The organism is Chryseobacterium sp. (assembly GCF_041914225.1).
GTDB lineage: Bacteria > Bacteroidota > Bacteroidia > Flavobacteriales > Weeksellaceae > Chryseobacterium.
Genome location: NZ_JAYSDT010000054.1, coordinates 1 through 22046, shown reverse-complemented (window position 1 = coordinate 22046; position 22046 = coordinate 1). Strand labels below are relative to the sequence as shown.

At 37.2% G+C, this 22046-nt stretch carries 20 protein-coding genes; 13 read left to right on the top strand and 7 right to left on the bottom strand.

Translation table 11 applies throughout. The features are described from left to right. A partial coding sequence (gene rplU, locus ACE3RB_RS17490; RefSeq protein WP_374465393.1) for a 50S ribosomal protein L21 occupies positions 1–244 on the bottom strand: 244 nt, incomplete at its 3' end. Between the two features lie 184 nt (positions 245–428). Here rplU and ACE3RB_RS17485 point away from each other — a divergent pair. The 9 genes from ACE3RB_RS17485 to ACE3RB_RS17445 all read left to right on the top strand — a co-directional run bounded on the left by ACE3RB_RS17485 (position 429) and on the right by ACE3RB_RS17445 (position 10444). After that, positions 429–839 (top strand): hypothetical protein, encoded by a 411-nt coding sequence (locus ACE3RB_RS17485; protein WP_374465392.1) that lies wholly within the window; start codon positions 429–431, stop codon positions 837–839. Positions 840–844: 5 nt separating this feature from the next. After that, positions 845–1315, top strand: coding sequence for a hypothetical protein (locus tag ACE3RB_RS17480; RefSeq protein ID WP_374465391.1), 471 nt, complete (start codon positions 845–847; stop codon positions 1313–1315). 148 nt (positions 1316–1463) lie between these two features. Further along, on the top strand, positions 1464–2552 hold the full coding sequence (locus tag ACE3RB_RS17475; RefSeq protein WP_374465390.1) for an acyltransferase family protein: 1089 nt from the start codon (positions 1464–1466) through the stop codon (positions 2550–2552). 74 nt (positions 2553–2626) lie between these two features. After that, positions 2627–3205 (top strand): tRNA-(ms[2]io[6]A)-hydroxylase, encoded by a 579-nt coding sequence (locus ACE3RB_RS17470; protein ID WP_374465389.1) that lies wholly within the window; start codon positions 2627–2629, stop codon positions 3203–3205. A gap of 24 nt (positions 3206–3229) precedes the next feature. Continuing rightward, positions 3230–3847 (top strand): DUF502 domain-containing protein, encoded by a 618-nt coding sequence (locus tag ACE3RB_RS17465; RefSeq protein WP_047377240.1) that lies wholly within the window; start codon positions 3230–3232, stop codon positions 3845–3847. A 91-nt stretch (positions 3848–3938) separates the two neighbouring features. Continuing rightward, complete coding sequence (locus ACE3RB_RS17460; protein WP_374465388.1) at positions 3939–5315, top strand: tryptophanase; 1377 nt, start codon at positions 3939–3941, stop codon at positions 5313–5315. A 291-nt stretch (positions 5316–5606) separates the two neighbouring features. After that, a complete protein-coding gene (locus tag ACE3RB_RS17455; RefSeq protein WP_374465387.1) occupies positions 5607–6683 on the top strand; it encodes an FAD-dependent monooxygenase in 1077 nt (358 codons plus the stop codon). Positions 6684–6685: 2 nt separating this feature from the next. Further along, on the top strand, positions 6686–7843 hold the full coding sequence (locus ACE3RB_RS17450; RefSeq protein ID WP_374465386.1) for a pyridoxal phosphate-dependent aminotransferase: 1158 nt from the start codon (positions 6686–6688) through the stop codon (positions 7841–7843). Positions 7844–8005: 162 nt separating this feature from the next. Further along, a complete protein-coding gene (locus tag ACE3RB_RS17445; RefSeq protein ID WP_374465385.1) occupies positions 8006–10444 on the top strand; it encodes a TonB-dependent receptor plug domain-containing protein in 2439 nt (812 codons plus the stop codon). Between the two features lie 40 nt (positions 10445–10484). On the opposite strand, the gene ACE3RB_RS17440 is transcribed toward ACE3RB_RS17445, so the two are convergent. Further along, positions 10485–11702 (bottom strand): PQQ-dependent sugar dehydrogenase, encoded by a 1218-nt coding sequence (locus ACE3RB_RS17440; RefSeq protein WP_374465384.1) that lies wholly within the window; start codon positions 11700–11702, stop codon positions 10485–10487. Between the two features lie 196 nt (positions 11703–11898). On the opposite strand from ACE3RB_RS17440, the gene uvrB reads away from it, so the two are divergent. Then, a complete protein-coding gene (uvrB, locus tag ACE3RB_RS17435) occupies positions 11899–13890 on the top strand; it encodes an excinuclease ABC subunit UvrB (protein WP_374465383.1) in 1992 nt (663 codons plus the stop codon). 77 nt (positions 13891–13967) lie between these two features. Here the strand turns inward: uvrB and ACE3RB_RS17430 are convergent, their stop codons facing one another. The 4 genes from ACE3RB_RS17430 to ACE3RB_RS17415 all read right to left on the bottom strand — a co-directional run bounded on the left by ACE3RB_RS17430 (position 13968) and on the right by ACE3RB_RS17415 (position 16833). Further along, positions 13968–14195 (bottom strand): DUF3820 family protein, encoded by a 228-nt coding sequence (locus ACE3RB_RS17430; protein ID WP_374465394.1) that lies wholly within the window; start codon positions 14193–14195, stop codon positions 13968–13970. Between the two features lie 19 nt (positions 14196–14214). Continuing rightward, positions 14215–15294 (bottom strand): AI-2E family transporter, encoded by a 1080-nt coding sequence (locus tag ACE3RB_RS17425; protein WP_374465382.1) that lies wholly within the window; start codon positions 15292–15294, stop codon positions 14215–14217. Between the two features lie 12 nt (positions 15295–15306). Then, positions 15307–16035 (bottom strand): beta-carotene 15,15'-monooxygenase, encoded by a 729-nt coding sequence (locus ACE3RB_RS17420; RefSeq protein ID WP_374465381.1) that lies wholly within the window; start codon positions 16033–16035, stop codon positions 15307–15309. 72 nt (positions 16036–16107) lie between these two features. After that, positions 16108–16833, bottom strand: coding sequence for a hypothetical protein (locus tag ACE3RB_RS17415; RefSeq protein WP_374465380.1), 726 nt, complete (start codon positions 16831–16833; stop codon positions 16108–16110). A 44-nt stretch (positions 16834–16877) separates the two neighbouring features. On the opposite strand from ACE3RB_RS17415, the gene ACE3RB_RS17410 reads away from it, so the two are divergent. Beyond that, positions 16878–17855 (top strand): aminodeoxychorismate synthase component I, encoded by a 978-nt coding sequence (locus ACE3RB_RS17410; RefSeq protein WP_374465379.1) that lies wholly within the window; start codon positions 16878–16880, stop codon positions 17853–17855. Then, the gene (locus ACE3RB_RS17405; RefSeq protein ID WP_374465378.1) at positions 17839–18465 is read left to right on the top strand and encodes an aminotransferase class IV; all 627 of its coding nucleotides are present in this window, start codon (positions 17839–17841) and stop codon (positions 18463–18465) included. The genes ACE3RB_RS17410 and ACE3RB_RS17405 overlap by 17 nt, the downstream gene beginning before the upstream one ends. A 2-nt stretch (positions 18466–18467) precedes the next feature. Here ACE3RB_RS17405 and menD read toward each other — a convergent pair whose 3' ends face one another. After that, positions 18468–20138, bottom strand: coding sequence for a 2-succinyl-5-enolpyruvyl-6-hydroxy-3-cyclohexene-1-carboxylic-acid synthase (gene menD / locus ACE3RB_RS17400; protein ID WP_374465377.1), 1671 nt, complete (start codon positions 20136–20138; stop codon positions 18468–18470). A gap of 84 nt (positions 20139–20222) precedes the next feature. Between menD and ACE3RB_RS17395 the strand changes: the two genes are divergently transcribed. Next, a complete protein-coding gene (locus ACE3RB_RS17395) occupies positions 20223–21173 on the top strand; it encodes an isopenicillin N synthase family dioxygenase (RefSeq protein ID WP_374465376.1) in 951 nt (316 codons plus the stop codon). Positions 21174–22046: the final 873 nt, after the last annotated feature.

The following is a 22046-nucleotide window of genomic DNA, read 5'->3' as shown; positions in this document are numbered from 1 at the left end:
AACCTTTTCTTCTTTTCTTTTTGAAAACGATTACTTTATCAGCTTTTACGTGGTCAAGGATCTCTGCTTCAACAGTGATTCCGTTTACAGCTGGGGCGCCTACAGTGATTGCACCGTTTACAGTAAGAAGAACTTTATCGAAAGAAACTTTTCCTCCTTTATCTCCTTTTAAACGGTTTACAAACAACTTCTGGTCTTGCTCAACTTTGTATTGAAGCCCTGCTATTTCTACAATTGCAAACATTGTTTATAAATTTTTAGTTATTTCGAGGTGCAAATATACATATAAATTTCTAAATAGCTTACAATCAAAGCAATATTTTTTTAATTAAAATCCTATTCACTATGTTTTGAATAATTTTTTACAATAAAGTACTCACAATTAAGAGATAATTTATTACCTTCGTTTTACCAAATTGAATTTATATATGAAAAGAAACTTTAATCTCTGCTTATTAGCAGGTGCCATTGCTGTCACTTCATTGACGGCATGTAGTGATGATCAAATGGACAGCAATGTTCAACCTCAGCAAGAAGCACTAAGTGCAAAAATTGATCAACCGGGAAATACTGAAAAAGGATGCTCTTACGTAGACAACAACTGGAGCTCCAGTTCTGTTTTACTGACAGGACTTCAAAACTCCACAGACACCAATTTTATGAACGGTCAGATGACTAAAATTGCAGGCATGTGGGGAAGAACCGCTCCTACACTGCGATTTGTAAATGATCCTTCCAATTTCAACTCTACGTACAATGCTATTCCTATTCTACAGGAAAGATCTATTACGGATATGCTATCTATTATGATGCAAAATCAAAAGGTGGCGATATTGTAAACGCAATGATCCTTGCCCATGAATATGGACATCAGCTGCAGTACATCTTCAATCTTCCTTCTGTATCAGAGTCAACATACAGGCCGAACGAGCTTGAAGCAGATGGTTTTGCAGGATATTATCTGAGAAGACCTAATGGTTACAATAAAACCAGCTTTCCGGAAATTGCAGCAGCTTATGAGTTTGCGCAGAGCATTGGAGACTATCAGACGACCAATGTCAACCATCACGGAACACCGGCACAGAGAAGATCAGCAGTTCGTTTAGGATTCCTTTTAGGCCAATACGATCTTAACGCTTCCAATTTCGATTACAACTTCTTCTATTACTATCAGGGAGTTTTGAACGGTACGTATAAGATGGCTAAAAACACAGTAAATCCTGAAATTGACGCTTATATGAGTCAATATATAGATGAACTGAGAAAAATTCAGTCAGGAGAAATTTCTGCAGAAGAATTTAAACATCTTCAATAAACGGGAACATTCATTTTTAGCATATTTAAGAAAGGAGGCGGGCAGTATGTTCCGCCCCTTTTTTGTTTTAAAAAATCTTTTATGTTTTAAACAGTCAATTTGTTTGTATTTTTGAACCAATAACAAAAGAACCTCCAACCCATCTATAATGAACAGAGATCTTTATATTGATTTCGCCAAAGGACTGGCAACACTTTCCATCATATTTATCCATACAGCTTTCTGGTCTGGACAGTTTTATATTCCTGCGGAAGTAAGAGTTTTCGCCCTTGTTTTTGACGTTGCTCTCTTTTATGCACTGAGCGGCATTACTTCAGGTGCCAATATTGAAAAAACACTGTACCGATTGTTGAAACTGCAGATCACATATATGATATTTGTAACTTTCCTGTTCTTTTTAGATTACTTCTTTAAAGTTTTCGGGCTGAGTTTCTTTTCTATAGAATGGCTTCAGAACTTTTATTCCACATTTGGGTCCAAATATTCCACTACCAGCATTTCAGCGTTTCCTCAATGGGAAAATCTTGGAAACTGGTATCTTCATCAGTACACCAATGCGGATACCTTTCCGGTTGTCATGGGAAGTTTCTGGTATCTTAAAGTGTATTTTATTTTAACCGTTTTCGGAGTTCTGATCTTAAGGTTTTTCCCGAAACATATCAACTGGTTTATCGGACTTTGCATTGCTTTAACGTTATTATTTAATATTTTCCCGGAATATTATCCAACCGGACAGGTGGGATATGTTGCTTTTTATCTTGCCGTATTTTTAACCGGGAATAAAATGCGTGGAAAAAAGATTCCGACTAAAGTAATTCCTGTCTTATATGCGCTCGTTGGAGCTGCTCTTATATGGATGTTCTGGTACTATGGAGAAGATATTTTCTATAAAATTAACAAAAATAAATTCCCGCCAAAAATCCCGTACATCATCTGGGCATTATTCTCTCTGGTGACATTATTTGTTCTCTATAACCGGTTAAAGATCACAAAAGAAAATTTCATCACTTATATCGGCAGGAATGCTATCTTCTTCTATTTTGCACAGGGAATAAGCTCTTCACTGGTCTACTTTATGGTGGTTCCATTAAAAGAAAATATGCCCTGGTGGATTTTGATGATCATTATTTACATCATTAATATCATTTTAGCTTTTGTCATTTCTGCGGGACTGAAAAAGGTTGACACCTTAGGCTGGAATATTTTGGAATTCCTAAGAAGGAAGACTGCCTCTTAAGACTTTAATGATCAAATTGAAATAAAGTCACATTTCTTACCTCAATTTGTTTAAATTTACAAAAAATTTACAACATGTTTAAGTTGAAACTACCTACCGACCCAAGGTGGGCAAATATCGCAGAAGGAAACATTGAAGAAATTTTAACAGATCATGCCTGGTGCGAGCAAAAAGCAGCTACCAATGCTATTGGACTGATCACGATGCTTCCCGAATACCCTGAGATTGTAACAGAACTTCTTGCCATTGCACAGGAAGAACTGGACCATTTCAATCAGGTACATGAGATCATCAAAAGAAGAGGCTATATTTTTGGAAGAGCCAGAAAAGATGATTATGTGAATGAACTGGCAAAATTTATCGTTCAGGGAAGCAGGGAAGACCTCATCGTAGATAAAATGCTGTTCGCCGCTATGATTGAAGCCAGAAGCTGTGAAAGATTCAAAGTTCTTACGGAAAATATCAAAGATGAAGAGCTTAAAGTCTTTTATCGGGAATTAATGATTTCCGAAGCCAATCACTATACTACTTTCATCGGATTTGCAAGACAGCTTGGCAATCCTGAAAAAGTAAATCAGCGCTGGGAAGAATGGCTGGAGTATGAAGCCGGCATTATTAAATCCTACGGAAACAAAGAAACCATTCACGGTTAAAATACAAACAGTAAAGAATATCCATTGAAGAAGCCAAGCTTTGAAAATATTGCCAACCTTTTCCTGAAGAATTTTTTTCAGGGACTGGTTATTATTGGTCCTATCGGGCTTACCATTTTTGTCATCTGGTATATTGTAAGTGCAATTGACAATCTTGTTCCTTCTCTTGCGAAGCAGATCCCAGGGCTTGTTTTCGTATCAATCATACTGTTTACTGCTATTCTGGGATATTTAGGAAATAAATTCGTGGTCGGGAGATTCTTTTTCGACACCATGGACAGCTTACTGGAGAAAACTCCGGGAGTAAAACACATTTATACTCCTACAAAAGACGTGATGTCTTCATTTGTAGGTGACAAGAAAAAATTCAACGATCCTGTGTGGGTAAAAACCAATGAAAATCCGGAGATCTGGAGAATCGGTTTTTTAACTCAAAAAGAAATGTCAGACGTTGACAAGCATAATTACGTTGCGGTATATCTTCCCCACTCGTATGCCATCTCGGGCTGGGTAATTGTTACTGAAGAAAAAAACATCAAACCTGTAGTGGGAATGACAGCAGCTTCTGCCATGAAGTTTGCAGTGAGCGGCGGTGTAGCCGGATTCCATTCTGATGAAAATATATTTAAGGCTCCGGAATAAATCTCTTTCCGCCTTATATATACTTTGATGAAATTGAAAAATTATTTTCAAGCACATTTTCTTTACAAACAATTTAAAACATATTTAACTCATGAATTTACCGTACGCGGAACCTTTCCGCATCAAAATGGTGGAAGAAATCTACCAGTCTACCAGAGAAGAAAGAGAGCAGTGGCTTAAAGAAGCTAATTATAACCTTTTCAATTTAAAATCTTCTCAGGTTTATATTGACCTGCTTACCGATTCCGGAACCGGAGCGATGTCCGATAAACAATGGGCAGCTTTAATGACCGGCGATGAAAGCTACGCAGGATCACGTTCATTCGAACAATTACAGAAAACCGTTGAAAGAATCACAGGATTCAAATATTTATTACCTACCCACCAGGGAAGAGCCGCTGAAAACGTACTTTTCTCAGTACTGGTAAAAGAAGGTGATGTAGTTCCGGGAAACTCACACTTTGACACAACAAAAGGTCACATCGAATTCAGAAAGGCACACGCAATAGACTGTACAATTGATGAAGCGTTTGATATCAATGATCTTCATCCTTTCAAAGGGAATATCAACCTTGAAAAGCTGGAAGAAGTTTATAAAAGCCACCCGAAAGAAAGCATTCCTTTCTGCTTGATTACCATTACCTGTAACTCATCAGGAGGCCAACCTGTTTCTTTGGAAAATATGAAGGCAGTAAAAGCATTATCGGATCAATATGGAATTCCTGTATTTTTTGATTCAGCGAGATTTGCAGAGAATGCTTACTTCATCAAAAAAAGAGAAGCAGGGCAGGAAAACAGGAGCATTAAAGACATCTGTAAGGAAATTTTCTCTTACGGAGACGGAATGACAATGAGTTCCAAAAAAGACGGACTGGTAAACATTGGAGGATTCATCGCTTTGAATAATGAAGAGGTTTTCAGAAAGGCATCTAACTTTACCATTATTTACGAAGGCTTTATTACTTATGGAGGAATGGCCGGAAGAGATATGGCAGCATTGGCCGTAGGTCTTGACGAAGCCACTGAGTTTGCTTACCTTGAGAGCAGAATCTCCCAGGTTGAATATCTTGGGAATAAACTGATTGAATATGGAATTCCTGTTCAGAAACCAATCGGGGGACACGCGGTATTTATTGATTCTTTAAACTTCCTTCCGAATGTTTCCCGCGAAGAATATCCGGCACAGACATTAGGACTTGAAATTTATAAGGAAGCAGGGATCAGAACGGTAGAAATCGGAACCTTGTTAGCAGACAGAGACCCTGCCACAAGAGAAAACCGTTATCCTAAGTTAGAACTGGTACGTCTGGCAATTCCTAGAAGAACCTATACTAATAATCACATGGATTATATTGCTGCTGCTATAAAGAACGTTTACGAAAGGCGCGAAGAGATTGCAAAAGGATACAGGATTACCTGGGAACCTGAAATCTTAAGACACTTTACTGTTCAGCTTGAAAAAGCTTAATCATAAAACCGGAATTTTTCCGGTTTTTTTTATGTTTTAAATTTTTTCATAGAAATGAACTGCCATCACTCAACAGACTCCAGATCATTCAAATATTGGAAATAAATATAAATCAATCATATACTTTTATAAACAGCAATTATATCATCTTTTTTATTTTATTTTTAAAGAAACCAAAAGCAAATTGATTCATTTTTTGAAATAGTGAATGTTTTTAAGTTAATTTTGTATCCGTCTTATAAAACAGATCAAATACTTAAAAAACAAACCTGAAAAAATCCCTTATTCCGAATGAAGAAAATTGCTGTCGTGGGCGCTGGCATCTCTGGCTTAACCATGGCAAATTACTTAGAAAAACACAAGATCGATTACCATATTTATGAAAGAAGAAAAAAGAAAGACCAAACAGGGCACGGCTTCCTCATTCCAAAAGAGGGGATGGACTATCTTTCTCAGATAATTGATCCTGAAATTCTTCTTAAACATGGAAATTTTCTGAAAAAATACACTCAGTATTCCCATACAGGAAAAATCCTGACAGAAAAGGAACTGGATCATGTTTTTGCCATTTCAAGACACTCATTAATAAATCTCCTGGCACAAAACATCTCTCCCGAAAAGATTACCTACGAAGAAACTATAATTCCTGATAATCAACAAACCGGAAAACTAAAGCTTTCTGACGGAACCGATATTGACACTGACATTGCTGTCATTTCTGATGGTTCTAAAAGCCGTATCAGAAGGCATCTTTTTAAAGATGAAAAAATGAGCCTGGTAAGAGAAAGCGAGGTGGTCAATATCATACAAAATAAAGATATAGCAGATTCTGTTGAGAATGACTTCATAAAGTTTCATCACGAGGAAGGCGGACTGACTTTTGGGATCCTCAAGCTTTCGGGTGATACTATTCTGTGGTATTCACAGTTTGATAACGAAAAATATATGATCAACGAATGCACGGCAGAAAACCTAAAGAGATATATGCTTGAAGTTTTTGAAAACTGGCATCCTCTGATTCCTTGCATTATAGAGAAATCAGACTATAAAAACGTGCATTTATGGTGTGTTTATGAATTGGAAAAATTAAATCCGTTTTATAAAGACAATATTGTTTTCATCGGGGATGCAGCACACCCATTAATTCCTTTTACCAGCCAGGGTGTTACCTCCGCATTAAAAGACTCCTTCATCTTAACTAAACATTTAGTCGATGAAGAAAAAGCAGAAGAAGCTTTCAAAAAGTATGAAGCAGAAAGAAAACCCGAAATTGAAACTCATATCAGTAACGGAAGAACCTTGTTAGAACAGTTCCTGCTTCCTCTTCGGCAACAATCAGAAAATATTTTACCTATATCCTATAAATAAATATGTTTACCAATAACGATATCAATTTTGAGGCACTGAAAAGAAAAGCCTACAACGGAAGATGGGCTACCCTGGAAGATGGAATTATCCCCCTTACCGCTGCTGATCCCGACTTCAGGACAGCTCCTGAAATAGAACAGGGAATTATTGAATATCTGAAAGACGGTTATCTCAGCTACGGGCCATTTTCCGGACTGCCGGAATTCAGGAAAAGTGTAGCCGATCATTTCAATCAGGAAAAGCACGGCAATTTTACTCCTGAAAACATCCTGGCTGTGAACAGTGCCGCTCAGGGAATGTTTCTTATCGCATCTTATATTCTTAAACCAGGAGACGAAGCCATTATTCTTGATCCGGTAGATTTCCTTTTCAAAAAATCAGTGGAAACAACCGGTGGAAAAGTAATGCTCTGCCCCGTGAATACAACATCCAGTGAAATTGATTTTGAAAAACTGATTTCTTTAATCAGCCCCAAAACCAGGCTTATTAGTATATGCAACCCGCACAATCCACTTGGAAAGGTTTATTCTAAAGAAATCCTGATAAAAATAGCTGAGATTGCTTCCGCCCATGATCTTTGGGTGATGAGTGATGAAATCTGGAGCGATATTATTTACGACAATAAAGATTTCTACACCTACTCTTCTGTTTCAGAAAAGGCGAAGAAAAAAAGTTTTACCGTGTATGGATTTTCAAAATCATTTGGGATTGCCGGCTTGAGAATTGGAGCTGTATTATGTAATGACCAGGATATTCTTGAAGATTTTACTGAAAAATCCAATTTCAATTCAACAATAGAAGGAGTTTCTACTTTATCACAAATCGCAGCAACTGTGGCCTTGGAGAAAGCAAAACCCTGGTACAGAGAATTTTTGGCACATTTACAAAGCAACAGAGATCTTGCATTTACCTTATTAAGCCAATCCGAAATTGTAACGCCTAATTTTCCTGAAGCTACCTTTGTCCTATTTCCGAAGATCAAAAACGGGATGACCAGTGACGCGTTTGCCCAGCATGTTTTGCAGCATGGAAAAGTTGCAATAGTGCCCGGTTCAGAAAGATGGTTTGGAAAAGGGGCGGAAGGACATATCAGAATTTGCTTTTCTACTTCACGGGAAATTTTAGAAGAAGGAATTAACAGAATCATTACCAGCTTTTAATGTTAAAATTTTTCACTAAAATTGAATATTAAGTTATTATTTTACCGAAATTAACACAAATCAATATTAAATTAAGATTTTCATACTAAATATTTAATTTCAGTATTGATTTAAAAATAAATATTGATAATTTTGATTGAATCATCACTCAAAATTATCAATATGAAAATAAAATACATCAGCATTATTTTCCTTGGAGCTTCTACCCTTTCCTACGCCCAGCAGATAAAGGATACTTTAAAAGAATCAAAGATAGACGAAGTAGCTATTACCGGAAGCCGGAATAAAAAAAGAACAGTTGTAAATACGCCTGTTCCTATTGATATCATCGATATTAAACAGGCAAGCCAGTCAACCGGCCAGGTGGAAGTCAACCAGCTCTTACAGTTTTCCGCCCCCTCTTTCAACTCCAACAAACAATCAGGATCCGACGGTGCTGATGCTGTGGATCCCGCCACTTTAAGAGGTCTGGGCCCCGATCAGACTTTGCTTCTGCTAAATGGGAAAAGATACCATCAGTCTTCACTGATCAACCTTTTCGGAACCAAAGGAAGAGGAAATACCGGATATGACATGAACACCATTCCCATTGGCGCCATCAAAAGAGTGGAGGTTCTTCGTGACGGAGCTTCTGCCCAATATGGATCAGATGCTATCGCAGGGGTAATTAACGTGATCCTTAATGATCGTGACAAAGGTTTTGAAGGAAATGCATTCTATGGAATGAACCTCTTTAAAAGTCCCGGGAACAATGACGTTGTTTCCGATCACAAAGTGGATGGAACTACTTTTGACTTCAGCGGGAATTTTGGAACTAAAATAGGATCCAAAGGCGGTTTTGGAAATTTTACGGCAGAGTTTATCAACAAAGATTATGCGATACGTAATGCTAATCCAGACATCTACAATGATCCGGATCCAGCACCCAGACAACGTTTCGGAGACGCCAAGGCTCAAAATATTTATTTTTTCGGCAATGTTGAACTTCCTTTATCAGACGGATTGAAATTTTATTCCCGTCAGGGCTTTTCGCATAGAAACACCAAAGCCTATGCGTGGACCAGATCAGCAGATGCAGATGGAAATATTCCTGAAATATATCCTTCAGGATTTAACCCGATTGAAAATACGAGCATTTCAGATTTTACTTTTGATAATGGCCTAAAATTTAAGGTATTAGACTGGGACGTGGATTTTTATAATGCTTTTGGCAACAACAGGTTTACCTATCAGATTGACAATACCATCAATGCTACTTTGGGAGTCAAATCACCGACAAGCTTTAATGCCGGAGGACATTCATTGCTGCAGAATACGACCGGCTTTAATGCTGTGAAACAATTTAAGGTACTGGAAGGACTAAACATTGCTTTCGGATCAGAATTCAGGTATGAAAAATTTAATATTATCAAAGGTGAACAAGCGTCTTACACCATGTATGACAAAAACGGAAATCCTGTAACACCAGATACTCCTGAAAGCTTACTTGTTACTAATCCTTTAAGCGGCAGTGTAAGACCTGGTGGATCTCAAGGATTTCCCGGATATTCAACAGATATTGGCAAAAACAGAAATAATTTTGCAGCATATATAGATACGGAATTAGATGTTACAAAAAACTGGATGATAAGCGTTGCCGGAAGATTTGAAAACTATAATGATTTCGGAAGTACCCTGAATGGTAAGTTTGCTACAAGATATGCGATTACTCCGCAGTTTGCATTCCGTGGATCTATTTCTACAGGGTTCAGAGCCCCTTCTCTGGCACAGAAGTATTATAGCCAGCAGTTCACCAACTTTCAAGGTGGTAAATTAGTTACCATTCAGCTCGCTTCTAATGACAGCAAGCTGGCAAGCAGCCTTGGAATTCCTCAGCTGAAACAGGAAACATCTGTGAATGGAAGTGCCGGATTTACCTTCAATACAGGAAAATTCACAGCAACAATAGATGGTTATTATATTCAAGTGAAAGACAGAATCGTCCTTACCGGATATTTTGCACAAGAAGACTTACCAGCAGAAGTTCAGGCAGAGAATCCATTTATTGACCAGGTGCAGTTCTTTTCTAATGCAATAGATACCCGTACGAAAGGGGTTGACCTTATTTTAAGCTATAGCGAAAATATAGGATCCGGAAAACTGACTGCCACTTTAGCCGGAAACTATAACGATATGGAAATTACCAAGGTGAATACATCCGAACAGTTGGCAGGGAAAGAAGATATTTATCTGAGCGAAAGAGAAAAGGCTTTTATCCTGGCTTCTGCGCCAAAAACCAAAGTTAACTTAAATCTAAACTATAAAATCAACAAATTCAATGTAAATCTGCAGATGGTAAGATTTGATAAAGTAACTCTGATTGGCTATGATGATGCAGAACAGGTTTATAATGCAAAAGTAACAACTGACCTCTCTTTTGGTTATGAGTTTTCTAAAAATCTTAATCTGACGTTGGGAAGTAAAAACCTATTCAACCGATATCCTACTTTACAGACGACTCAGGTGACCACCGGAAATACAGAATCCGGAGGTATTTTTGATCCTGTACAGATGGGATTTGCCGGAAGACAGGTTTTTGCCAGACTTAACTTTAAATTTTAATTGAAAATAAAAACTCCTGAGAATCTTCAGGAGTTTTATTTTATTTTCTTGAAATCTTATAGAGCTTACCGCTATCTGTTACAGCATACAGATTTCCGTCCATACCATTCAATACATCCCGGAAACGCTCTTTCTGATCTGCTAAAAGGCGTTCTTCTCCTACTACTTTATTATCTTTCATTACAATTCTGTCGATATGTTCACCGCTTAAACATCCGATAAAGAGGTTTCCTTTCCATTCATCAATATTTCCGGTGTAAAAAGTAACCCCGCTTGGAGAGATCACCGGATCCCAATAATAAACCGGCTGTTCTGTTCCTTCTTTTTGTGTAATTCCTTTTCCTACCTTATCACCGGAATATTCAATTCCATACGTCACATCTCCCCAACCATAGTTTTTGCCCGGCTTAATGAGATTGATTTCATCTCCTCCTCTTGGCCCCATTTCAACATCCCATAAATTTCCATCAGGATCAATTGCCAACCCTTGCGGATTACGGACGCCATAAGCATAGATTTCGGGCTTATAGTCTTGTTTTCCGATAAAAGGATTTCCGGGTGCAGGCTTACCATCTTTTGTAATCTTCAAAATTTTTCCAAGATAATTATCCGTTTTCTGGGCATATGCCCTGGTTACTTTATCTGATCTTTCTCCTGTGCTGACAAATAAATTTCCATCTTTATCAAAAGCAAGACGGCTTCCATAATGTTTATCTCCATCATAAGAAGGTTCTGCACGGAAAATAACTTTTACCTCTGAAATATTTTTAAGATCCGGGGACAGCTTTCCTTTGGCTACAGAAGTTAAGTTTCCTTTTCCAAACGGCTCAGAAAAGCTGAAGTAAATTATATTATTGGTTTTAAAATCGGGATCAAGAGCTACATCCAGCATTCCGCCCTGCCCTTTAGAATCTACTTTTGGAAAGCCTTCTATTTTTGAAATTTGTTTTCCGTCTGCTGACACAACATTCATATATCCGTTCTTGTCAGTAATGAGAAACCTTCCGTCAGGCAAATTGATCATTCCCCAGGGTCTTCCCAGATCTTTATTCAAAATCTCTACGTTATATGCTGTTGTTGTCTTCACAGCCTTAATTCTTGTCTGTCCTTGAAATGCCGGCTTGTAGTCAGAATTAGGATTTTCTGTTTCTACACTGCCATCATTTCCGGTTTTCTGGGCATTTACATGATTCTCCTTACATGAAGATAAAATAAGAAAAAGGCTTATTGCCGGGACATAAAATTGATTGATTTTCATAACATTATGATTAGGTGTTAGAAAAATGAATGGAAAAATAATGCCATACAATCCTTTAAAATAGTATTCTTTAAAATGTATCTAACAGGAAGTATGAAACTTCCTAAATATGGCTCAATCTGTTAAAATTTTATTGTCAAAATATTCACCTTCAAAACATTATACAGTCTTATGATTTCTTTTGTATTTTTGTTGTATGGATTTTAAACTTCAATCAGAATATAAACCTACCGGAGACCAACCCCAGGCTATCGAGAAGCTTACCGAAGGAATAGAGATCGGTGAGAAATATCAGACGCTACTGGGAGTAACAGGTTCCGGAAAAACCTTTACTGTTGCGAATGTTATACAAAATGTTCAGCGTCCTACACTAGTTCTGGCACATAATAAAACACTGGCGGCACAGCTCTTTATGGAGTTTAAAGAATTCTTTCCGGAAAATGCGGTGGAATATTTTGTGAGCTACTATGATTATTACCAGCCTGAAGCGTATATTGCGACTACCGGAACGTATATTGAAAAAGATCTGAGCATCAATGAAGAGGTTGAGAAATTACGTCTTTCCGCTACGGCCAGCCTTCTTTCAGGAAGGAGGGATGTTTTGATTGTTGCCTCAGTTTCATGTATCTATGGTATCGGAAATCCAACGGAGTTTCATAAATCCCTGATTTCTATTGCCATTGGTGAGAAGGTAACGAGAACGGCTCTTCTCTATTCACTCGTTAATGCTCTATATGCCAGAACATTAAATGAATTCCAAAGGGGAACATTCCGTGTAAAAGGGGATGTCATTGATGTTTTTCCGGCGTATGCAGACAATGCGATCAGAATCCAATTCTTTGGGGATGAAATTGAAAAGATTCAAAGTTTTGATCCTTTAACGGGAAATGTGGAGTCTAATTTTGACCAGATTCAGATTTATCCAGCCAATCTTTTTGTGACTTCAAAAGAAACCTTAAACGGTGCTATCAGAGAGATTCAGGATGATATGGTAAAGCAGGTTGACTTCTTTAATTCTATCGAAAAACCTTTGGAAGCCAAAAGACTTCAGGAAAGAACCGAACTGGATCTTGAGATGATTAAAGAGCTAGGCTACTGTTCCGGAATTGAAAACTATTCCAGGTATCTGGATGGGCGTCTTCCGGGAAGCAGACCTTTCTGTCTGATTGATTATTTTCCTAAAGATTTCCTGATGGTAATTGATGAAAGCCACGTAACGGTTCCACAGGTTCATGCCATGTACGGTGGTGACCGTAGCCGTAAGGAAGCATTGGTAGAATACGGATTCAGACTTCCTGCTGCAATGGACAACAGGCCTCTAAAGTTTGAGGAATTCGAAGCCATGCAGAACCAGGTGATTTATGTATCTGCAACACCTGCCGATTACGAACTGGAGAAAACCGGAGGAGCTTATATAGAACAAATTATCCGTCCTACAGGACTTCTTGATCCTATCATCGAGGTAAGGCCTACTTTAAATCAGATTGATGATCTCATGGAGGAAATACAGAAGAGAGCTGATGCCGATGAAAGGGTTCTGGTGACTACCTTAACGAAGAAAATGGCAGAGGAGCTTACCAAATACTTCACCAAATTCGGAATCAGAACAAGATATATCCACTCTGATGTTGAGACCCTGGAGCGTATTCAGATTATGCAGGACCTTCGTTTAGGGCTTTTTGACGTGCTTATCGGAGTAAACCTGTTGAGAGAAGGATTAGATTTACCTGAAGTTTCTTTAGTGGCTATTTTAGATGCAGATAAAGAAGGAATGCTGAGAAGCAGAAGATCAATGATCCAGACGGTAGGCCGTGCTGCAAGGAATGTGAACGGGAAAGCAATTATGTATGCGGATAAGATCACCAAATCTATGCAGGCGACACTGGATGAAACAGAATACCGCCGTGCCAAGCAAATGAAATATAATGAAGAACATGGACTTCAGCCAAAAGCTTTAAATAAAAAGATTTCTGAAAACCTTGTCGGAAGAAGTAAAGATTTCCCGGATGAAAAATATACTCAGAAAGAAATCCTTCAGAAGGTTGCGGAAACCAAAGCCAGCTATGCAAGTGAAGATATTGATAAAATGATTGCCCAGAAGCAGAAAGAAATGGAAGCTGCGGCAAAAAATCTTGACTTTATTAAGGCAGCGAAGCTGAGAGACGAAATTGAAGCTTTGAAGGCTTAAATAATTGATTATTAAAAAGATTAGGCGGCATATTCGATGCCGCCGAAACTTTTTAACCGAATGATATATTTTAATTTTTAAAATACATTACTTACTGCTGCCCGGATAGGAATTAAAAGATCCATCAGCCCATTCAGCTTGATTTCATAGACGGTTGCAAGCTGCATTCCCAGTTTTCCTTTGGGCATTCCGCTTCTGTTGAACCATTCCAGGTAGCTGATCGGAAGATCTGCAAGGACTGTTCCTTCGTACTTACCGAAAGGCATTTTAGCAACGCAGATTTCTTTTAATATTTCGGGATTTATACCTTCCACTTTTATATACTTAAATTAATTTTTCTTCAAGATCATTCTGATTCGGCAATTCGAGATCCGGAGGTGTTTCTTCATCCGAAAATTCATTTCTGTACACCTGAATCAGCAAAAGGGTCAGGGAGATCAGAATAGGCCCGAAAATAAGCCCCATAAAGCCAAACAGATTCATTCCCATGATGATTCCGAATACGGTATTTAAAGGGTGAATATTTTCCAGCTTCTTTAAAAGTGTAAAACGGAGAAGATTATCCGTAAGACCTACCACCACTACACAGTATGCTGCCAACCCCAATCCGGGACCTGTATTTCCTTCAGCAATCATAAAGATGCATACCGGAACATAAACAATGGCAGTTCCTACAACAGGAATTACTGAAGATGCAGCTGTAAGGGCAAATAGTAATACTGGTCCCGGAGCACCAAAGATTATATACCCTATCAGAGAAACTATCCCCTGGCCTACTGCCACAACAGGAATCCCGATAGCATTGGCCATGATCAGTTTTCTCATTTTATCGCCAATCAGGGAAATGTTGGCCCTCTTAAGGGGGGCTGAATTACTTAAAATCCGTTCAAATAACCTGGGCTTTTCCAGCATAAAATAAAGAATAAAATACATAGACATTACCACTGTAAGGGTATTGAATGTCCCACTAAGTGCAGAAGTAGAAATCTTTCCTACAGAATCTTTCAGTTTTGTCATATTTTCTTTACTGAGAATATCAAATCCTACTTTATCGAAAATATAAGTATGTATCTTATCCAGGAAAATATTGAATTTGGCCATATAAGCCTGTGCATTTCCCAGTTTATCAATTATCAGATCAGCAATAAAATAGATGGGAAGAATAAGAACAATAAGACTTGCAAACATTAATGCAAAGGCGGCCAGTGACGGTTTCCATTTTTTTTCTTCCTGCAGATAAAAATTGTATTTTCTGCAGACTACATAAATGGTAATTGCTCCCAGAACCGAGGGAATAAACAATGCCAGATTAAAACAGATCAACCCTGCCAGCACAAGGATAATTGCCAGCAATGACATCTGCTTTATCGCAACACTGCTTATTTGTTTGTCCTTATTCATCATTCCTTTTTTATTTTACTTACTGTACATAATTTGTCTTGGTTTTCCTAAGAAAGCGCAATAAGTAGAGTACATTACAATCATAATAAACGGTGCTGTCAAAATAACCCCTATTCCGCAAAGAACAACCCCTGCAATAGAGATCAGGAATCCTAAAAACCCTGTTAACAGGAATGTTCCATAGTTTTCTTTGGCAATATTGAACGATTTTCCCAAGGCATCCGTTGCTGAAGCATTTTCAAATAAAAGAATAGGATACCCTATTAAAAGGAAAGGATAGACAAAAATGATCGGCAGCACACACAATGCCAACGCCACTGATGAAATGATCCCGGAAAGAAAACTGTAGATCAGTATATTAACAAAATTCTGACGGTATCCAATGAAAAGATCAGAAAACTCGATCGGGTTTTTGGTGTTGTATTTATTCACCATATAGATCAATCCTACATACAGAGGGGATAATAAAAGACCGAAAAGACTGGAAACTCCCATATACAAAGGAAGTCCCGGAGCACTCCAGTAATTAAATTCGCCTCCCGAAGATTTCATTTCTTCAACCATAGATGCAGAGTCAAATCCTGTAAGCATTTGTATAACAGATCCTCCGATCAGGTAAATAACCATCGCTACGATTCCGTAACCGAAGACTCCTTTATACATTTCAAAGGCATGAGAAATAATAGACCCCGTATCTCTGTTAGGCACAGAGCCTTGCTGATCAAATTCGTTAAATTCAGACATAGTTTAAATATTTAATGATTTTACCAAATTTAGTTTTTTTTGGTAAAAGATCACATTAAACAGGTATGAAATTTAAATTTTCTCTGAAAAAACAGTTTTATAAAGTGAGTAAATCATAGCATTCCAAAAGGGGAATGTGAAAAGTCCGCCTATCAGAAATAAGGCAAAGCCTAAATATTTAAACAGAAAGGCAACAATCACACAGACCATTATTTCTACAAAATACATTTTAAGCGCTTTAAAATTCAGAGAGATAGCTTCAAAAATCCTTTTATTGGTAAAAAACATCAGCGGAGCAACAAACAGGGTCACAGCAACCCAGATCACTGCCAGTATTATTGTAGGAATCGTCAATCTGTAAATGAAAAACCAGAAAAGGAAATACCCTACATATTTAAAAAAGTTAAGCCCATTGTACCCGGCAAATAAATCTCCTATTACAACATTTTCCCTGAGGTCAAGCTTACGGAAGATCTGAAACATCCCAAGGTTCAATGGATATAAAAATGCTGTGGTTCCCCAGATTGCCAGTGTGAACATCTGATAATTTTCAGTAACCGCTATTTCTTCCATTTTCTTCAGATAAGCCTGAGTTCCTTCCATAAATGCATCCTGTAATTCTTTATTATAAGAAAAAACGTCATACTTCTGTCCGAAAAGCATAACTGCGGTAAGTAATATTCCAAAAAAGATGATTGAAAACATCAACTGAAAAACGAGTGTTTTATTCCAGTAAAAAAAAGCCTGCTTCAATATAAAATCTATTCCCGGTTTCTGAGGATATTTGTTCTGCATCATAAAAAATTTATGCAAAAGTAAACATCAATAATTATTTTTGCGGAATGTTTTCAGTGAATCATCAAAAATTTATGGAAATGGACGAACTTTCTCTTCAGAAGGTTCCCTATTTTTTCGTGATCGACTTTCTTTCAGAGAATGTTGAAATATACCAGGAAAATGAGATTGAAAAATCAGGTTTAATAATTGATTTTCAACAATTTTACAACACAAAAACAATACACAAGCTGGATAAAAAAATAGTCTGGAAATCGTTTCCGGAAACACAGGAAAGCTTTAAAATCGGATTTGATAAAGTTCAGAAAAATATTCGTTTAGGAAACTCTTATTTAGTAAATTATACCAGAAAAACGAAAATAGAGACCAATTTAACCTTAGAAGAAATTTTTTATCACTCAAATGCTAAGTATAAAGTATTTTATAAAGATTTTTTTGTATTTTTTTCTCCTGAAACTTTTGTAAAGATCATTGATGGTAAAATTCTGACGTATCCTATGAAAGGAACAATTGATGCTTCCATTGAAAATGCGGCAGAAATCCTGAAAAATGATAAAAAAGAAAAAGCAGAACATTACACTGTTGTAGACCTGCTTCGTAATGATCTGAGCATGGTGGCCGATGATGTAAAGGTAGATCAGTTTCAGCATATAGACTTTATCAAAACGCAGCAGAAAGATCTGTATGCAATGAGTTCCGAAATTTCAGGCACGGTAAAACCTGAATTTGACGGCAGAATAGGAAGTATTATGAAAAAACTGCTTCCTGCGGGCTCTATTTTAGGAGCTCCAAAACCTAAAACACTGGAAATTATTCTGGATGCAGAAGGATATGACAGAGGATATTATACAGGAGTCTGCGGCTGGTTTGACGGCCGGAATGTTGACAGCTGTGTAATGATACGCTTTATTGAAAAAGAAGGAGATCAGCTTTATTTCAAGAGCGGAGGCGGTATAACGCATATGAGTAAATTAGAAGACGAGTATCAGGAAATGAAAAATAAAATCTATGTCCCAATTCATTGAAAGTATTAAAGTAGAAGATCAGGAGGTTTTTCTATTGGATCTGCATCAGAAACGTGTCAATCAGACGTTTTCCCATTTCGGAAGGGAAGACTCCATCGATCTGGCCAAAATCTATAAAAACCTGCAGCACGATGAAGATGGTCTTTTCAAACTAAGAATTGCCTATGACCTTGATAAAAAGATCAGGACACAGATGATTCCCTATGCCATCCCTGAAATTCAGGATTTCCAGCTGGTAGAAAACAACAGTTTCGATTATTCTTTCAAGTTTGAAGATCGTAAGGAACTGGACAAAATGAAGATGAAAGCCAAGGCAGAAGAAATTATCATCGTTAAAAATAATCATATCACGGATACCTCTTTTTCCAATCTTTTATTTTTGAAGGGAAAAGACTGGTTTACCCCTTCTACCTATCTGTTGAACGGAGTACAGAGACAGCATCTTTTAAAGCATAAAAAGATCAAAGAAACGGAAATCACTTTACAGAATATAAAGCAATTCTCCCATTTCCAGATCATTAATGCGTTGAATGATTTTGATGATATGTTTATCTATTCCATCGACAGGATTATCAATCTGCCGGGAAGTGAAGAATATCTTGATCTTTAAATCTATTTCATAAATTCAAAATATGACTTCAGGACATCTGCACTGTTTTTCCCGTGAGTATTTACTTCCAGGATTTTCGGTTGTGCATCAGGTTTGAAGAAATTCTCCAAAACTCTGTCCAGAGTAAGCTCGTCCTCCACCCTTATGTAGGAAAAGCCGAAGTGCTTGGCCAAAGATTCTGCATTTTTACGGTGTTTTGTAGCAATAAATTCATCCAGTGTATTCGGATTGGCATTTCCTGGCCCCGGAATGATTTTAAAGATATTTCCTTCCCCGTTATTGAAGATCATAATTCTTACAAATGGTGGAATATACTGATTCCAAAGCCCGTTGATATCATAGAAGAAACTCAGATCTCCCGTGATCAGCAAGGTTGGATTTTCATTTTTGATGGCAAATCCCATTGCCGTTGAAGTAGATCCATCAATACCGCTGGTTCCCCTGTTGCAGTACATCTTTCTCTTCCCGAAATCAAACAGTTGTGCATATCTGATGCCTGATGAGTTACTGAAGTGAATATTATAATTTTCAGGAACCGTTTGGGAAGCCTTATTGAAAAAATAAAAATCAGAGAACTCAATCGTATTTAAAAACTGTTCATGCTTAGCATCTTTTTTATCCCTTAAAACGTCCCAAAGATTAAAATAAGGCCTAGGCTCCAGATTGATAAATTTCAACAATTTTGAGAAGAAAACTTCAGGCTTCACTTCTATTTTTTCAGTCAGTGAAAAATAAGTATCCGGCTGCCATACTTCATCCAGGTGCCAGTGTTGTTTCGGACGGGCGCTTCTCAGGAATTGTTTTACTTTTTTGGAAACCACATTCTGCCCTACCGTAATCAACAGATCGGGAGCATATGTTTTATAATCTTCTTCCGTAAAATTAAAAATATAACGGTCTATATGTCTGAAGAACTTTTCATGATACAAGTTTGAGTTCGCTTCGCTCAATACCACAACAGAATGGTTTTTCACCAGCTGCGTCAACTGGTTTTCCAGTTCCGGGCTGTAATCTCTTGTTCCCACCAACAGCATAATCTTTTGTGAAGTATGCCATTCTGCAATCAGATTGGACGGGATTTCATAATCTTTATGCTTGATTGTCTTTTCCACTGTAGGAAAAGTAGGAAGTTCAGAAACCAACTCGTACAATGGTTCTTCCAAAGGAATATTAATATGCACTGGTCCCTGCTTTTCAAAGCAAAGCTCAATGGCTTTTTTAATAATATCGAAATTAATATCTTCTGCATTTTCTTTGCTGTCTTCCAAAAGCTGGAAATCACCATAGGAATGCTGATGAAAAACATCCTTCTGCCTGATGGTCTGCCCGTCAAATATATCAACAAAATCAGTGGGACGGTCTGCAGTCAGTACTAAGAGTGGAATATTCTGATAGAATGCTTCAGTGACTGCTGGATAATAATTAACCACCGCAGATCCGCTGGTACACGTAATTGCTACCGGCTTTTTCTCACTTTTTGCCATTCCCATTGCCACGAAAGCAGCACTTCTTTCGTCTACAATGCTGTAGCAGTTAAAACTATCTACCTCTGAAAAATGAATGGCCAAAGGAGCATTTCTTGACCCCGGAGAGATAACGATATCTGCAATTCCGTACTGCTGAAGAAGATGTGCAAGTATTTGGATACTTCTCTTAGAAGAATATTTTTTCATACAGCAAATTTAACTTATAAATAATGATTTTAAAATCATTTAAATTAAAAAAAATGTAATTTTGCTGTTCGTAAATTTCTAAAAATGGATAAAATACCTAGTGTAGACCTGCGTGATTTCCTTTCGGACAACCCGGAACGCAAACAGAAATTTGTAAATGAAATCGGAAAAGCTTATGAAGAAATTGGTTTTGTAGCCCTAAAAGGCCACTTTCTTGATGACAACCTAGTAGATGATTTGTATGGAGAGGTAAAAAACTTTTTTGACCTGCCTGTGGAAACGAAACAAAAGTATGAGATTCCCGGAATTGGAGGCCAGAGAGGTTATGTAGGATTCGGTAAAGAAACTGCAAAAGGTTTCAAAAAAGGAGACTTAAAAGAATTCTGGCACTTCGGACAGTACCTGTCTGAAGATTCCAGGTACAAAACAGAGTATCCTGACAATGTAATTGTTGATGAACTTCCAAAATTCAACAAAGTTGGTAAAGAAGCATTCCAGATGCTTGAGAAAACAGGACAGTATGTGCTAAGAGCGTTAGCATTACACCTTGGTTTGGATGAATTTTATTTTGATGACAAAATAGCAGAAGGAAATTCAATTTTAAGACCTATTCACTATCCCCCTATTACTGAAGAACCGGATGATGCGGTAAGAGCAGCTGCACATGGTGATATTAACCTTATTACCCTTTTAATGGGAGCACAAGGTAAAGGTCTTCAGGTTCAAAACCGCAATGGTGAGTGGATTGATGCTATTGCAGAACCGGACGAACTGATGATCAATGTTGGAGATATGCTTTCAAGACATACCAACAACAAATTGAAATCTACAATCCACAGGGTAGTAAACCCACCAAGAGAATTGTGGAGCACTTCAAGATATTCAATCCCTTTCTTTATGCATCCTATCAGTGCAATGTCTTTAAATGCACTTGAGAACTGTGTAGACGAAAACAATCCAAAATTATATGAAGATACTACTGCCGGAGAATTCCTGCATGAAAGATTGATCGAATTAGGATTAATTAAAAAATAAAAATAATGGCTGCCCTATCAGGCAGCCATTTTACTATATAATAATTCCGTTAGAAACATGGGACAAGCGTACATAACATTGTACAGCTATTCATTCTGTAACAACCATTATTCTGATTATTAAGTTCCTGACAAGAATCATCAGGAGATTCTCTAAGATCATAGTACTTATCAATTCCTCCTGAAATAGCTTTCAATTCTTTTCTTTAAATTTTCTTTAAATTTTTCATAGTTATCGTTTAATTGTTTCCTACTCTGTAAGCTTTTCGGATTACGTAAGCTTAAAATTAGTACTTATTTCATAATAATTAATTAAATAAAGATTTATAGATGTGAATCATTTTACCATTAAATTTTTATTTTTACACAACGAGTCTTGTTTAGTTAAAAATATTTTGCCTATTTTTACTTTAACTACAAATTTTTAATTAAAACAATATGAAAAATCTAAAAAAACTAAAAAAAGGCCAATTAAAAAACATTTCCGGAGGAACTAATCTTCCTGAAACAGATTTTTGTATGTATTATTGTAATGGAACCGTTGTTTGTGCAGCTTGCAGTGATGATTTCAAATGCCCGGACACAAACAGTGACATGTAAGATTGAAAATCAAAATGCCATAAATGAGAACCGTTTCTTTATTGAAACGGTTTTTTGTTTGATCTGGATTAAAATAAGGCTATTCTTAAGATATATTAGAATTTTTTGCACTTAGGATAGGTTATTATATCAGATGAAGATTTTATGAGCTTAAAAATGTGTATTTAAAAACAGTCTATAGAAATGACCAAAGTATCTGGCAGTCTCTTACCACAATTCTGTCATTCCGCAGGAATCCAGGGTTACTTATCAGAGTCTCAAAGATTCAAAGATA

Bases quoted from the DNA above. Each gene is read 5' to 3' on its own strand.
- menD (WP_374465377.1), bottom strand. From the start codon at position 20,138: ATGAAAAAATATTCTTCTAAGAGAAGTATCCAAATACTTGCACATCTT.
- uvrB (WP_374465383.1), top strand. From the start codon at position 11,899: ATGGATTTTAAACTTCAATCAGAATATAAACCTACCGGAGACCAACCC.
- ACE3RB_RS17410 (WP_374465379.1), top strand. From the start codon at position 16,878: ATGTTTTCAGTGAATCATCAAAAATTTATGGAAATGGACGAACTTTCT.
- ACE3RB_RS17420 (WP_374465381.1), bottom strand. From the start codon at position 16,035: ATGTCTGAATTTAACGAATTTGATCAGCAAGGCTCTGTGCCTAACAGA.
- ACE3RB_RS17415 (WP_374465380.1), bottom strand. From the start codon at position 16,833: ATGATGCAGAACAAATATCCTCAGAAACCGGGAATAGATTTTATATTG.
- ACE3RB_RS17450 (WP_374465386.1), top strand. From the start codon at position 6,686: ATGTTTACCAATAACGATATCAATTTTGAGGCACTGAAAAGAAAAGCC.
- ACE3RB_RS17475 (WP_374465390.1), top strand. From the start codon at position 1,464: ATGAACAGAGATCTTTATATTGATTTCGCCAAAGGACTGGCAACACTT.
- ACE3RB_RS17445 (WP_374465385.1), top strand. From the start codon at position 8,006: ATGAAAATAAAATACATCAGCATTATTTTCCTTGGAGCTTCTACCCTT.
- ACE3RB_RS17485 (WP_374465392.1), top strand. From the start codon at position 429: ATGAAAAGAAACTTTAATCTCTGCTTATTAGCAGGTGCCATTGCTGTC.
- ACE3RB_RS17395 (WP_374465376.1), top strand. From the start codon at position 20,223: ATGGATAAAATACCTAGTGTAGACCTGCGTGATTTCCTTTCGGACAAC.
- ACE3RB_RS17440 (WP_374465384.1), bottom strand. From the start codon at position 11,702: ATGAAAATCAATCAATTTTATGTCCCGGCAATAAGCCTTTTTCTTATT.
- ACE3RB_RS17425 (WP_374465382.1), bottom strand. From the start codon at position 15,294: ATGATGAATAAGGACAAACAAATAAGCAGTGTTGCGATAAAGCAGATG.
- ACE3RB_RS17470 (WP_374465389.1), top strand. From the start codon at position 2,627: ATGTTTAAGTTGAAACTACCTACCGACCCAAGGTGGGCAAATATCGCA.
- ACE3RB_RS17460 (WP_374465388.1), top strand. From the start codon at position 3,939: ATGAATTTACCGTACGCGGAACCTTTCCGCATCAAAATGGTGGAAGAA.
- ACE3RB_RS17455 (WP_374465387.1), top strand. From the start codon at position 5,607: ATGAAGAAAATTGCTGTCGTGGGCGCTGGCATCTCTGGCTTAACCATG.
- ACE3RB_RS17480 (WP_374465391.1), top strand. From the start codon at position 845: ATGATCCTTGCCCATGAATATGGACATCAGCTGCAGTACATCTTCAAT.
- ACE3RB_RS17405 (WP_374465378.1), top strand. From the start codon at position 17,839: ATGTCCCAATTCATTGAAAGTATTAAAGTAGAAGATCAGGAGGTTTTT.